We start from the raw sequence: 13,396 nt of genomic DNA on the forward strand, positions 1-13,396 counted from the left end.
GCGGTCTGGGGGAGCGGCGCCGTTCACCGGGGCGCGGTCCGCGGGGCGGGACCGTCCGGAGGCAGCCGCCGGATGATGTCGGTGTCGTAGGCGAGGATGTGCGGAAGCGCCCCGAGCGTGTCCACCACGAAGCTGTACAGGCTCGTCTCGTGCTCGACGCACACGTCCGCCAGCAGGTTGTGACGTCCGGTCACGGCGACGCAGGACCGCACGGCGGGGGACGCGGCCAGCGCCGAGCCGACCTCTTCGAGGCCGGCCGGGTGGACCTTCAGCCGCACCCGCGCCTGGACCGGCCGGCCGAGCAGGGCCGGATCGACCACCGTGCGCAGATGCAGCACCCGGCGTTCGAGCAGCGCGGTGACCCGGCGTCCCGCGGTGGCCGTGGAGACACCGAGGCCGCTCCCGAGGTCGGTGAGGCTGATGCGTCCGTTCTTCATCAGGGCGTCGGCGACGCGCAGGTCGGTGGGGGTGAGTTCGTAGCGGTGGGCGGAATCGGGCAGCGGCTTGACCAGGCTCGCCCGCAAGCGCTTCTCCTCTTCCTCGGTCAGGACGGGGGCGTGCCACTCGGCCTCGGTCAGGAACGGGCGCAGGGTGACGTGCGAGCTGCGCACGTCGATCTCGGGGAGGCCGGGGATGCCGTCGGTCGTCAGGGAGTACAGCAGGCGGTGGGATTCGAGCAGCAGCTCGCACCAGAGGTGGCCGACCGCTCCCCCTACCGCCGCGACGTTAAGGACATCGGGGCGGTTTGCCAATTCCTGAACGATGCTTTTCAGGCAGCTCGTCGGGGCCTTCAGCCGCAGCCTGACCGTGGGGCCGAGTCCGCAGCGCAGCCGGTCGTACTCGGCCGTACAGCGCACGGCTCCGGTGTCCAGGAGCCTCTGCAGGTGCCTGGACACGGATCGTTCGTGCTCGCCGAGGATGCGGCCCACCTCCGCGACCCCGGCACGCGGGCTGATCTGGAGCGCGGCCACGATCCGCTGGTCAAGACCACTGAGTACCTCGGTTGCGTCTGAATCGTTCAGCATGGCCGCATGATGGCAGGATCTTTATCACCAGATCCAGCTCCCTTGTCGGAATCCATCTCCTCGGGCACACTATCCCTTCGTCACCAGCGGTGATGAGCGGTGAGCTTGTTGTATCCGACCCGGCTGTACACGCCCGAGAGGACAGAGCTTTTGTTGGGCGAGAACCATTCCGCAGCAGTTCAGGATCACGTCACGCCGGACACGTTCCGTTCGGTCATGGGACAGTTCTGTTCCGGCGTCACGGTCGTCACCGCCATGGGCCCCACCGGGCCCGTCGGATTCACCTGTCAGGCGTTCTCGTCACTCTCCCTGCGACCGCCCCGGATCACCCTGGGGGTCAGCCGCACCTCGACGAGCTGGCCGTCGATCAGGGACAGCGTCTCCTTCTGCGTCAACGTGCTGGCGCACTCCCAACACCCGCTCAGCGAGCGGTTCGCGCGGTCCGGCGGGGACAAGTTCCGCGAGGTCGCGTGGGACCCGTCCCCGGACGGCGCCCCGCGGCTGGCCGGCGCGACCGCGTGGATCGACTGCCGGCTGCACGCCGAGCACGACGGCGGCGACCACCTGGTGGTCATCGGCGACGTGCGCCGGGTCGAGGCGCCCGCCGAGCCGCGCGAGCCCCTGCTCTACTACCGCGGCCGGTACACGCGGGTCGCCGACCTCTCCTGACGTCGGCGTATCCCGCCCGACACGACCACCGCCCCCCGCCACGACCGACGCCCTCGGCCGTGGCACGCGGTGCGCCGACCCTGCGGTCGGCCGCCGCCGACCCTCGCGGTCGTCCGTCGCCGATCACCCCGGCGCGCGACCGCACACCCGCACGCCCGCGCGGACTCGGGCGCCTGCCCGGCGCGGGAGACCGTCCCACTCACCACCCCCCACCTCACCCGACATGGAGCGACACAGTCATGGACACCACCTCTGCCGGACTTCTCTCCGGGCTCGACGTCTTCGTCGGCGGGCCGATCCAGCACGCCATCCTGGCCGACGGCTTCGCCGGTGACTTACAGGACGCGATCACCACGGCCATCACCACGGCCAAGGAGAACGGCGCGAACATCTTCTCCGCGCACGTCGTCGAGAAGTTCGGCGCCGACACCGCCTCCTTCACCCCGGAGCAGGTCTCCGTACGCGACTTCCGCTGGATGAAGAAGTGCGACGTCTTCGTGCCCGTCCTGCCGGTCCTCGACGACGGCATCCTGCGGCGCACGGACGGCACCCATGTCGAACTCGGCTGGGCCACCGCCCTCGGACGTCCCATCGTCATCATCACCAAGCAGCCCTTCGTGGAGTCCGCGAGCCACCTGCTCAAGGGCCTGCACCGGGTGGGGGCCGTCCAGACCATCGACTTCGACGCCTTCACCGAGAAGCCGAGCCTGCTCATCGACGCCGTGCTGAGCGCCACCGAGCGGCAGCGCGAGGCGATCAGCGCGAGCCTCGTCGCCTAGCCATCCGTCCCATCCCCGCAGACCACCCCTCCATCTGCCGGACGGAGACACCCCAGTGAACGACATATCGATACTCGGCCTGCCGCTGGCCAACCCCGTGGTCATCGGATCCGGGCTGCTGACGGACCAGGAACGCAACATCCGCAAGCTCATCGAGAAGGGCGCGGGCGCGGTCGTCACCAAGACCATTCACCCCCGGCCGCCGAAGGGCCTCGACGAGCGCATCCTGCGGCTGCCCGTCGGCATGCTGAACAGCACCACCTACTCCAAGCGCTCGGTCGACCACTGGCTGGGGGTGCTGCGGTCGTTCGCCGAGGACGGGCTGCCGATCATCGCCTCCCTGCACGCCGACACCCCGGCCGAACTGGCCGCGCTCGCCAAGGACGTCGAGGCGACCGGCTGCCGCGCCCTCGAACTCGGCATCTCGTGCCTCAACGAGGAGGACGGCCTGGAGGACGACAACCCCGACCGGGTCTACGCCTACACCTCCCAGACCCGCGGCCGGACGGCGCTGCCGATCTCCGTCAAGCTGGCCGTCGGCGAAGGGCTCCAGGACCGGGTGCGGGCCGCCATCGCGGGCGGGGCCGACGCCATCACCCTCAGCGACACCATCCCCGGCGCCGCGGTCGCCCCCGACACCGGGGAGCTGGAGCTGAACGGCGTCTACGGCTACTCGGGACCCGGCCTCAAGCCGCTGGTCCTGGCCGCGATCTGGCAGCTGCGCAAGCGCGGCATCGAACTGCCCATCCTGGGCGGCGGCGGAGTGACCTCGGGCCGGGACGTCGCCGACTACCTCAGCGTGGGTGCCACCGTGGCGCAGGTCTACACGGCGCTGCACACCGACATGTACGAGACGCTGGAACGCATCGTGGCCGAGACCCGCGACCTCGTCGGTCCCTTCGCCGCCCAGGAGTCGAGGGGAGCGATCGCATGACGAACGCTCAGCCGCGGCCGCCCCTGCTCACCGATCTGACCAGCTCCCAGGTCGCCGACGCGGTCCGCGGACGCACCGTCGTCTGGCCGATCGGCGCGATCGAGCAGCACGGCCCGCATCTGCCGCTCTCCGTCGACCTGATCTTGGCGGAAGGTTTCGCCACCGAGATCGCCAGGGAACTCGACGCGTACACCCTGCCCGCGCAGGCCGTCGGCGCCCGGTCCCTGCCGCAGAGCGGCGGCGGCCTGTACTTCCCCGGCACGGTCTATGTCGCGGGCGACACGCTCGTCCGGTTCCTGCGCGAGACGCTCACGGCGCTGGCCGCGCTCCCGATGGCCCGCCTCGTCGTCGTCAACGGCCACTACGAGAACGAACCGTTCCTCTTCGAGGCGCTCGACCAGGTGCGCGAGCAGGGGCTGTTCGACGGCACCGAGGTCTTCGCGTTCAGCTGGTGGAGCCTGGCCAGGGACACCTGGACCGACGCGGAGATCCCCGCGTTCCCCGGCTGGCACGCCGAGCACGCCGGAGTCACCGAGACCAGCCTCATGCTGCACCTGCGCCCCGACCTGGTCACCGACGAGCGCCCCGACCACGACAACCCGCCCAGGGCCGGCGTGTACCTGCACCCGGTGGACGTCGAACAGACCACCCACCGCGGGGTGCTGTCCTCGACCTCCGGATCGAGCGCGCACCTCGGCGAGAAGCTGCTGCGGCACGTCGTCGACGAGGCGACGGCCCTGGTGCGCGACGGCAGCGGGCTGCTGTTCGCCCAGAGCAGCCCCGACCGCCGCCCAGGCCGCCGTCCCGACCCGCGCACCGCCGACCGCTCCGAAGGGACCACGCAGTGACCCGTAAGTTCCACCTCGCCTGTATTTTCAACTTCACCCCGGACGAGTGGCAGGGACCCTTCGGCAACGGGGGTTCACCCTGGGACGGCCGGTTCCACACGGAGGTCGCGCAGGCGCTCGAACGGGCCTGCTTCGACTATCTGATCATCGAGGACAAGCTCATGGTCCCGGAGAGCTACGGCGGCTCCTCCGAGCGGGCACTGCGCCAGGGCATGGTCGTCCCCAAGCACGACCCGGTGCCGCTGGCCGCCGCGATGGGCGTCGCCACCTCGCACATCGGGATCGTCGCCACCCTGTCGACGCTCGCGTACCCGCCGTTCATGACGGCGCGGCTCGCCTCGACGATGGACAGCATGCTCGGCGGGCGCTTCGGCTGGAACATCGTCACCAGCGCCGAGAACCTGGCCGCGCGCAACTTCGGCCTGGAGGAGCTGCCGACCCGCGACGCCCGCTACGCCATGGCCGACGAGTACGTCGACGTCGTCCGGCAGCTGTTCGCCTCCTGGGACGCGGACGCCGTCGTCCTCGACCGCGAGAAGGGCATCTACGCCGACCACACCAAGGTCCGCCCGATCGACTTCAAGGGCGAGTACTTCAGCGTCCGCGGCCCGCTGAACACCGTGCCCTCCCCGCAGCACCGGCCCGCGTTCGTGCAGGCCGGCGCCTCGCCCAGGGGCCGGGTCTTCGCCGCCCGCAACGCCGACTCGGTGATCGCCATCGCCAACGGCGTCAGCGGGATGAAGCAGTTCCGCGACGACGTGCGCAAGCACGCCGAGGCGGCCGGCCGGGACCCCGACGACGTCAAGGTGCTGTTCTGCGTGACGCCCACGCTCGGCGACACCGAGCAGGACGCCCGGGACAAGTACCAGCGGATGATCTCCTCACCGCAGTTCATCCACGACATCCTCGCCGAGACGTCCGCGCTCACCGAGATCGACTTCGCGCAGTTCGACCTCGACAAGCCGCTCCCGCACCGGCTGGAGACCAACGGCGAACAGGGCTCGCTCGACCAGCTCCAGCAGTGGGGCAGCGGCAAGACCCTGCGCGAACTGGTCATGGACGCGGCCGGCGGCCTGGTCTCCTCCGTCGAACTGATCGGCACGCCCGACCAGGTGGCCGAGCGGATGGGCGAGGTGATGGAGGAGGTCGGTGGCGACGGGTTCATGGTGACCACCCCGGTGCTGCGGCTCGACCGGCGCTGGGTCGGCGAGATCACCGACGGCCTGGTGCCCGCGCTGCAACGGCGCGGCCTCACCCGTACGGAGTACACGCCGGGGCAGACGCTGCGGCAGAACCTCACCGAGTTCTGACCCGGCGGAACCGGATGACGCACACCACGACGCGACGGCTGGTCCTGGACGAAACGGCCCAGGACCTGCTGTTCCGGCAGGCGCACACCGTGGACCGGTTCACCGACGAGCCGGTCCCCGACGACATGGTCAGGGCCGTGCACGACCTCGTCAGGAACGGCCCGACCGCCTTCAACCAGCAGCCGCTCAGGCTGGTCCTGCTCCGCTCTCCGCAGAGCCGGGGCCGGCTGGCCCGGCATCTGTCACGGGGCAACCGGGACAAGACCGTACGGGCGCCGCTGACCGCGCTCCTGGCGGTCGACAACCATTTCCACCGGAGGCTGCCCGAACAGTTCCCGCAATTCCCCGGGGCGATCGACCTGTTCACCGGCGAACAGGGTGTGCGGGAGCGTTCCGCGATGTTCAACGGCGCCTTGCAGGCGGCCTATTTCATCATCGGGATACGGGCCGCGGGACTCGCCGCGGGACCGATGAGCGGATTCGACGAGGACGGCGTCAACGGTGAATTCTTCCCGGACGGCGACCTGTCCACGCTGCTCCTCGTGAACATCGGCAGACCCGCGCCCGACGGCGCCCGCCCCCGCGGCCCACGGCTCGGGTACGACGAGATCCGCACGACGCTCTGACCCGCGCCCCCGGCCCGGCCCCTGCCCCGGGGCCGGGCCGGGGCTGCCCGGTTCACGCGGCCGGGCGGGGTCCTGCCGGGGCCTCCGCGCGCACCGTCTCCTGGTACCAGCGGCCCCACTTGTCCAACTGCTCGGTGATGGCGTCCAGGCTGTGCCCGATGTCGGTCAGCGCGTACTCGACCTTCGGCGGCACCTCCCGGTACACCGTCCGCGTCACCAGGCCGTCCGCCTCAAGCTCCCGCAGCTGACGGGTCAGCATGCGCTGCGTGATGGTCGGCAACGCGCGCCTCAGCTCACCGAAGCGATGCGTTCCGGAAGCCAGCTGCTTCAGTATGGCCAATTTCCAACGGCCGCCGAGAACCTCCATGGCGAACTCGATCGCGCAGTACTCCGGGGCCTCTTCGACGCTGGAACGCACAACTGACCTCCATTGGTATACCGAATGGCACTAGGGGACACGAAAGACCGTACTTGTGGCCCGCGTCGATACCTACCGAAACTGAGACTATGTTGAACAAGGATGCCTCCGCACCGGCGCGGGCGGAAGCGGAATCAGAACGGCTCGCGGGCTCCTCGCGGCAACGGTGGCTGGTCCTGGCCGTGGTGTCGGGCAGCCTGCTGCTGTGCGGGATCGACCTCACCGTGCTGCACGTCGCCGTACCGAGCATGAGCCTCGACCTCCAGCCCAGCGCCGCGCAGTTGCTGTGGATCGTCGACGTGTACTCGCTGGCGCTCGCCGCCCTGCTGGTCACCTGCGGCACCCTCGGCGACCGCATCGGCCGCCGCAAGATGGTGCTGAGCGGCTTCTTCGCCTTCGGTCTCGCCTCCGCCGCCTGCGCCTTCTCGACGTCGACCGTGCAGCTCATCGCCGCCCGCGCGGCCCTCGGCGTCGCCGCCGCCATGATCATGGCCTCCACGGTGGCGATCATCCGGGTGGTCTTCACGGACGACCGTGAACGCGCCTTCGCCATCGGGGTGTGGACCTCCGCGCACAGCGTGGGCGCGACGATCGGACCGCTGCTCGGCGGACTCGTCGCCGAACAGTGGGGCTGGAACGCCGTCTTCCTCGTCAACATCCCGGTCATCGTCGTCATCCTCGCCGTCGGACTCCGCGTCATCCCGGAGTCGAAGAACCCCGTGCCGCGCCGCTGGGACCTGGCCAGCGTGGTGCTCTCGGTGACCGGCCTCGCGGGCGTCGTCTACGCCCTCAAGCAGGCGGGCGAGCACGCGGGCGTCAACACCGTGATCGTGGTGACGGCCGTCGTGGGCGCCGCCCTCCTGTACACCTTCGTGCGCCGCCAACGGCGCCTGGCCGAACCGCTGCTGGACTTCTCGCTGTTCGCCGAACGCCGCTTCAGCACCGCCACCCTCTGCGTCATCGGCTGCTTCGGCAGCTATGTCGCCCTGCTGTTCTTCCTCACCCAGTGGCTGCAACAGGTCGGCGGATACTCGCCGTTGCGCGCCGGGCTCGCGCTCATGCCGCTGGCCGCCGCCAACGCCGTCGGCGCGATCACCGCACCCTGGGCGGCGAACCGCTGGGGCAACCGCTGGGCCCTCACCGGCTCGCTCTCCCTGTTCGCCATCGCCTTCGCGGCCATCGCCGCCGTCGGCGACACCGCCCACTACGGCCTGCTCCTGCTGCCGCTGCTCGCCGCAGGGTACGGCGCGGGCATCGTCATGACGCTGGGCGCCGACTCCATCATGAGCGCCGCGCAGCCCGAGCGGTCCGGGGAGGCGGCGGCCATCCAGGAGACGTCCTTCGAACTCGGCGCGGGCCTCGGAGTCGCCGTCCTCGGCACCGTCCTCGCGGTCTTCTACCGCACGAGCCTCCCCTCGGTACCCGGTCTCGCGCCGGACCAACGGGCCGTCGCGGGCGAGTCGTTCTCCAGCGCCGAGGAAGTGATGAGCCACCTGCCCGCTCCGGCCGCCCACGCCGTGCTGGACGCGGCCCGCCAGGCGTACGACCACGGCTTCACCGCCGTCGCCGTGATCGCCTCGATCGGACTGGCCGGGACGGCGGTGATGGCGGCGGTGCTGCTGCGGCCCCGGACGACGGGCGAACCGACCTGATCGGGCCACCGGAGGGCCCTGCGCCCCCGCAGGGCCGGGCAGGTCACTGTCGCCGTCACTGTCGCTGGCGCCGTCACTGGAGGGTGAGCCGCACCGGATGCCTCCCGTCCTCCGGGCAGCTGAACAACCGGAGTTCACCGAAGCGGCCGACGCTCAGGTCCGGGCCGTCGTTGCTGCTCGGGACGGTCAGCAGCAGCCGCAGCCGGGTGGCGCAGGACCCGCAGTCAAGGGGCTCGCCCCCGGCGAGGTGCCGGCTGGGCCAGCCGCCCAGCTTCCAGCCGGGCAGGCAGGACAGATCGCGCCGATACGCGGCACCGTGTTCCTCGGCCCAACGCCGCGCCCGCTCGGCGAGCTTGGCCGGGAGTCCGTCCTGGTCCGGGAGGTCGGCCACCGGGAGCGGGGCGAGGACACAGGGCGTCGGCAGGTAGACGTCGTCTGCGCGGTGCGGGCGGGGCGGAGCGGCCAGGACGTCCTCAGGCCGCACGTCCGAGGCGGCGCGGTGGCGTATCTCCACCGCGGGCCCGTGGTACGCCGACTGGTGCGGCAGGTCGCTGTGGTCGTTCGGGCACCACAGCACCTGGAGGAGGTCCGCGCCGTCCGGCCAGTCGGCGGCGGGCGCCTGCGCGCGGCGCAGTTGCAGGAGCGGGACCATCGGGACGCCGGGGCCCGAGGTGTCGAGCGCGGTACGGACCGTCTCCCAGGAGATCCGGTCAAGCGACCCCGCGCCGTTCATGACCCGGCGCACCACCGCCGCCTCCTCCGCGGTGGTCTCGTACGCGCGCTCCGGCCGGGCGCGACGGCGCTCCCGTACCGCGCGGTCGACGCGCTCCAGGGCCGCCCGGTCCTCGTCCGACACCTTCTCGCGGACCTCCACGACATGCGCCTCCCGGCACAGCGGCCACGGCTCGGCCGCGGGCCACAGCAGCGGGCCGCCGACCGAGCTGTCCAGGACGCCGGGCGCACCGGGCTCAGGCCGCAACAGCACGGCCGCGCGGACGAGTCCGGCCAGCTCGGGCAGCGCGGACACCAGATCCTCGACGGCGGGGTGCGGGACGCTCATGGACAGCTCCTTCCGAGGAGCGCGGCGCGGGTGCGGGTCATACGGAAACGCTACGCGCCGCCACTGACAACGGAGCCGGCACGCGTCCTCGGCCGGGGCGCGGGGGAGTGGGACGCGTCCTCGGCCGGGGCGCGGAGGAGTGGCACGCGTCCTCGGCCGCGGTGAGGGGGAGCGGGACGCGTACCGCCCGGTCCGGCGATCCCGTCCCGACCTCTGCCGTCCCGACCCTTCCCTCCCGCCCCCTCTCGCCCCGTCCCCCTCGCTCCGTCCCCGCCCGCTCCCCTCACCCGTCCCGTTCCCGTTCCCGTTCCCGTTGTCAGTGGCCGGTGCGACCATGGACGCGTCGGCGTGGGCCGGGTGAGCGGAGGGGCGGGGCGGTATGGGGGAGGGCGTGGGGGAGGCCGTCGTCGGGCGGCGGGCCCGGGAGCTGTGCGCGCGGGGAGTCCGGCTGCGGGACACCGCGCGTGCCCTGCTCGACGACCATGACCGCGCCCTGGACGCCGTCCGCTCGGCGCTCGCCCCGCTGCGCGACGAACTGGTCGCGGCGGAGCTGGAGTCCATCCCGGTCGCGCGGCTGAAGGACGTCACCGAGGGGCGGCTGCGGCTGGCGGCTCTCGAGGCGGCCGGCCTCACCACCGTCCGCGCCGTCCACCGGGCCGAGCGCTTCGCACTGCGGCAGATCCCCGGAGTCGGCGCCCAGACCGCCGACCAGGCGCTCGCCGCCGCGGGCCAGATCGCCCGCGCGGTCGAGGAGACCGTCTCCGTGCGGGTCGACGTCGACCACCCCGAACCCCGGACCACCGCCCTGGTCGTCGCCCTGCACCGGCTCGTCGAGGCCGGGCCCGAGCTGCGCCGCGCCGTGGACACCGCCCGCCGCGTCGAACACGCGCTCGGCGAGCTGCTGCCCACCGTCCGCCCCGCCACCGGACGGCTGCGGCTCGCCCTCGCGGGACCTCGCCGCCGCGCCGCCGCCCTCGAAGCCGGCGGTGCACTGCGCGCGCTGATCGCCGACGCCGACACCCGTGGCGTCGGCCTGCTGCTCGCGCAGGCCACCACCGACCTGCTGCGCGACCCGGTGTCCGAGATCGAGGCGTGGGTCGACTTCGAGCTGCGGTCCGCCGAGTACTACAGCCAGCTCGTCGAGACCGGCGCACCGCCGGGCGAGGAACAGGCCGCGGACGGCTTCCTGCCGTCCGACGTGGTCGAACGGGTGCGGGCGCAGCCGCTCGACGACACCCACCGCCGGGTCTCGCTGCGCGGCTACCAGTCCTTCGGCGCCCGGTTCGCCCTGGCGCAGCGCCGGGTGGTGCTCGGCGACGAGATGGGGCTCGGCAAGACCGTGCAGGCCATCGCCGCGCTGGCGCATCTCGCGGCCCAGGGGCACAGCCACTTCCTGGTGGTCTGCCCGGCCGGCGTGCTCATCAACTGGACGCGTGAGATCCGCTCCCGCAGCACCCTGCGCGCGCTGCCCGTGCACGGCCCCGAACGCCAGGACGCGCACGCCGAGTGGCGCGAGCGCGGCGGCGTCGCCCTCACCACCTTCGACGTGCTGCACACCCTGCCCGCGCCCGAGGAGGGCGCCGCCCCGGCGATGCTCGTCGTCGACGAGGCGCACTACGTGAAGAACCCCGAGACCCGCCGCGCCCGTTCGGTCGCCGAGTGGGCCGCGGCCTGCGAGCACGTCCTGTTCCTCACCGGCACCCCCATGGAGAACCGGGTGGGTGAGTTCCGCTCCCTGGTGCGGATGGTCCGGCCCGAGCTGGCGCCGGAGATCCGCGACAGCGACGGCGCCGCGGGACCGCAGGTCTTCCGCCGGACGGTCGCCCCCGCCTACCTGCGCCGCAACCAGCGGGACGTGCTGACCGAGCTGCCCGCGCTGCTCCAGGTCGACGAGTGGGCCGAGTTGAGCCCGGCCGACCTGGACGCCTACCGCGCGGCGGTCGCCGCGGGGAACTTCATGGCGATGCGCCGCGCCGCCTACGCCGACCCCGCGCACTCCGCGAAGCTCGGGCGGCTGCGCGAACTGGTCGAGGAAGCGGGCGGCAACGGCCTCAAGACGGTCGTCTTCTCCTACTTCAGGGATGTCCTCGGCGCCGTCGAACAGGCCCTCCCGCAGCCGGTGTTCGGACCGCTGTCCGGTGGGGTGCCGGTCGCCCGGCGGCAGCGCCTGGTCGACGACTTCACGCACGCCGAGGGCCCAGCCGTGCTGCTGGCCCAGATCGAGGCGGGCGGTGTCGGCCTCAACCTGCAGGCCGCGTCCGTCGTCGTGCTGTGCGAACCGCAGGTCAAGCCGACCCTCGAACACCAGGCGGTGGCCCGCGCGCACCGGATGGGCCAGGTCCGCCCGGTCCAGGTGCACCGGCTGCTCGCCACCGACAGCGTCGACGCGCGCCTGCTGCGCATCCTGGAGAACAAGACGCGCCTCTTCGACGCCTACGCCCGCCGCAGCGACACCGCCGACGCCACCCCGGACGCGGTGGACGTCTCGGACGCCGGTATCGCCCGCCGCATCGTGGAGGAGGAACAGCTCCGGCTGGCGACCGGGGCGGCGTAACTCCGTTCCCACCCCGCCGACCTCGTGCCTACGATGCCGAGTCGTACGTCGGTCCGCCGTGCGGTCGGCGTCAGTCCGCCGTGCGGCCGGCGGGTCCGCCGTGAGGCGTGCCATTCCTCTGCCCGCACCACCGCCCGAATCAGGAGCACGGTACCCGTGTCGATACCCCCGCCCCCTGGGCCCGACCAGCCCCAGGACCGCCAGGAGCCCCAAGGCCCAAACCCGCAGGGCCCGTTCACGGCTCCCGGTCAGGGGGACCCCTACGCGGCCCCCGGCCAGGGCAACCCGTTCGCGCCGCCGGGTCCGCCGCCCCCGCCGGGACCCGGCGCCGCGGGCCCCTACCCGCCGTACGGACCGGGGGCCGCGCCAGCACCCGGTGGCGGGCCGTACGCCTACCAGCCCTGGGGGCAGGGCTACAGCCCCTACCCCCAGCAGGCTCCCGTCAACGGGATGGCCGTCGGCTCCCTCGTCCTGGGGCTCCTGTGCGGTGTCCCGGTCGTCGGACTGGTGCTGGGGCTGGTCGCGCTCGGGCAGATCCGGCGCAAGGGGGAGCGCGGCAAGGGCATGGCGGTGGCCGGTTCGGTGCTGTCGGGGATCGGGACCGCGCTCTGGGTCCTGGTGCTGGCCACCGGCGGGCTGACCGGCCTGCGGGACGGCATCGAGGAGGCCGCGAGCGGGGAAGGCACCGCCTACACGCTCTCCGTCGGCGAGTGCTTCGACGCGCCGACCGGCTCGCTCCAGGGCTTCGCCTACGACGTCGAGGACGTGCCCTGCGAGGGTGAGCACGATGCCGAGGTCTTCGCCCTCTTCACGGTCACCGGCCACGACTCCTACCCGGGCGACGACCGGCTCACCGAGATCGCCGACACCCGCTGCTACCAGCTGCGGCACGGGTACGCGATGGACTCCTGGGCCGTCCCCGCCGAGGCCGACGTGTACTACCTGACGCCGACGCGGTCGAGCTGGCGGATCGGCGACCGCGAGGTCACCTGCCTCTTCGGCAACATGGAGGAGCGGGCGGGCCTGACCGGTTCGCTGCGCAACGACGCCACCCTTCTCGACGCCGACCAGCTCGCCTATCTGACCGCCGTCAACCTGGAGAACAAGGCCCTGGACGGCGAGCCGCTCGCCACCGCCGAGGACGACCTCGACGCCAACCGGAAGTGGGCCGGGCGGATGTCGGGGGCGCTCCTGAAGGAGGCCGGGCAACTGCGCGACCACAGTTGGCCCGAGGCGGCGCGCGGACCGGTCGCCGAGGTCGCCGACGAGGTCGACAGGCTCCAGAAGGAGTGGGCGCGGGCCGCGAAGGCCACCGACGCGGACGCGTTCTACGTCCACGTCGACCGGGTCATGGAGCTGTCGACGCCCGACCGGTCGGTCACCGCGCGCAAGGCTCTGGGGCTTGCCTCCAGCCCTCCCGCGGACGGCGTCGACGGCTCCGAAGGCTCCGGCGGAGGCGGAGACTCCGGTCTTGAGGTGTGACGGCCGCTGTGCGGGGGAGAAAGTGCCTGCGTAAGCCAC

12 protein-coding genes are annotated in these 13,396 nt (G+C 72.3%); 9 read left to right on the plus strand and 3 right to left on the minus strand.

Translation table 11 applies throughout. The annotated features are described in order from the left end of the window. Nucleotides 1-23 precede the first annotated feature (23 nt). Entirely contained in the window at nucleotides 24-1,025 is a 1,002-nt protein-coding gene (locus DDJ31_RS24805) for an Lrp/AsnC family transcriptional regulator (protein ID WP_127178167.1), read from the minus strand. 216 nt (nucleotides 1,026-1,241) lie between these two features. Here DDJ31_RS24805 and DDJ31_RS24810 point away from each other — a divergent pair, with 216 nt between their 5' ends. The 6 genes from DDJ31_RS24810 to DDJ31_RS24835 all read left to right on the plus strand — a co-directional run bounded on the left by DDJ31_RS24810 (nucleotide 1,242) and on the right by DDJ31_RS24835 (nucleotide 6,191). After that, complete coding sequence (locus DDJ31_RS24810) at nucleotides 1,242-1,694, plus strand: flavin reductase family protein (RefSeq protein WP_127178166.1); 453 nt, start codon at nucleotides 1,242-1,244, stop codon at nucleotides 1,692-1,694. Nucleotides 1,695-1,933: 239 nt separating this feature from the next. Next, entirely contained in the window at nucleotides 1,934-2,473 is a 540-nt protein-coding gene (locus DDJ31_RS24815; protein WP_127178165.1) for a nucleoside 2-deoxyribosyltransferase, read from the plus strand. A gap of 55 nt (nucleotides 2,474-2,528) precedes the next feature. Beyond that, entirely contained in the window at nucleotides 2,529-3,407 is an 879-nt protein-coding gene (locus DDJ31_RS24820; protein ID WP_127178164.1) for a dihydroorotate dehydrogenase, read from the plus strand. Continuing rightward, entirely contained in the window at nucleotides 3,404-4,255 is an 852-nt protein-coding gene (locus DDJ31_RS24825) for a creatininase family protein (protein ID WP_127178163.1), read from the plus strand. The genes DDJ31_RS24820 and DDJ31_RS24825 overlap by 4 nt, the downstream gene beginning before the upstream one ends. Continuing rightward, nucleotides 4,252-5,565 carry an NtaA/DmoA family FMN-dependent monooxygenase gene (locus tag DDJ31_RS24830; protein WP_127178162.1) on the plus strand — a complete coding sequence of 438 codons (1,314 nt, stop codon included), beginning with the start codon at nucleotides 4,252-4,254 and terminating at the stop codon, nucleotides 5,563-5,565. Before DDJ31_RS24825 ends, DDJ31_RS24830 begins: the two co-directional genes overlap by 4 nt. Nucleotides 5,566-5,579: 14 nt before the next feature. Then, on the plus strand, nucleotides 5,580-6,191 hold the full coding sequence (locus tag DDJ31_RS24835) for a malonic semialdehyde reductase (RefSeq protein ID WP_127178161.1): 612 nt from the start codon (nucleotides 5,580-5,582) through the stop codon (nucleotides 6,189-6,191). Nucleotides 6,192-6,243: 52 nt separating this feature from the next. Here DDJ31_RS24835 and DDJ31_RS24840 read toward each other — a convergent pair whose 3' ends face one another. Beyond that, nucleotides 6,244-6,609, minus strand: coding sequence for a winged helix-turn-helix transcriptional regulator (locus tag DDJ31_RS24840; protein WP_240678085.1), 366 nt, complete (start codon nucleotides 6,607-6,609; stop codon nucleotides 6,244-6,246). 89 nt (nucleotides 6,610-6,698) lie between these two features. On the opposite strand from DDJ31_RS24840, the gene DDJ31_RS24845 reads away from it, so the two are divergent. Continuing rightward, the gene (locus tag DDJ31_RS24845; RefSeq protein ID WP_127178160.1) at nucleotides 6,699-8,261 is read left to right on the plus strand and encodes an MFS transporter; all 1,563 of its coding nucleotides are present in this window, start codon (nucleotides 6,699-6,701) and stop codon (nucleotides 8,259-8,261) included. Nucleotides 8,262-8,334: 73 nt separating this feature from the next. Here the strand turns inward: DDJ31_RS24845 and DDJ31_RS24850 are convergent, their stop codons facing one another. Then, entirely contained in the window at nucleotides 8,335-9,321 is a 987-nt protein-coding gene (locus tag DDJ31_RS24850) for a hypothetical protein (RefSeq protein WP_127178159.1), read from the minus strand. A gap of 379 nt (nucleotides 9,322-9,700) precedes the next feature. Between DDJ31_RS24850 and DDJ31_RS24855 the strand changes: the two genes are divergently transcribed. Together DDJ31_RS24855 and DDJ31_RS24860 are read left to right on the plus strand one after the other, a co-directional pair. Further along, nucleotides 9,701-11,875 carry a DEAD/DEAH box helicase gene (locus DDJ31_RS24855; protein ID WP_127178158.1) on the plus strand — a complete coding sequence of 725 codons (2,175 nt, stop codon included), beginning with the start codon at nucleotides 9,701-9,703 and terminating at the stop codon, nucleotides 11,873-11,875. A 156-nt stretch (nucleotides 11,876-12,031) separates the two neighbouring features. After that, nucleotides 12,032-13,357 carry a DUF4190 domain-containing protein gene (locus tag DDJ31_RS24860; protein WP_240678084.1) on the plus strand — a complete coding sequence of 442 codons (1,326 nt, stop codon included), beginning with the start codon at nucleotides 12,032-12,034 and terminating at the stop codon, nucleotides 13,355-13,357. The last annotated feature ends 39 nt before the right edge of the window (nucleotides 13,358-13,396 follow it).

Origin of the sequence: Streptomyces griseoviridis, assembly GCF_005222485.1 — a bacterium.
In the GTDB taxonomy this organism is placed as follows: Bacteria; Actinomycetota; Actinomycetes; order Streptomycetales; family Streptomycetaceae; genus Streptomyces; species Streptomyces hintoniae.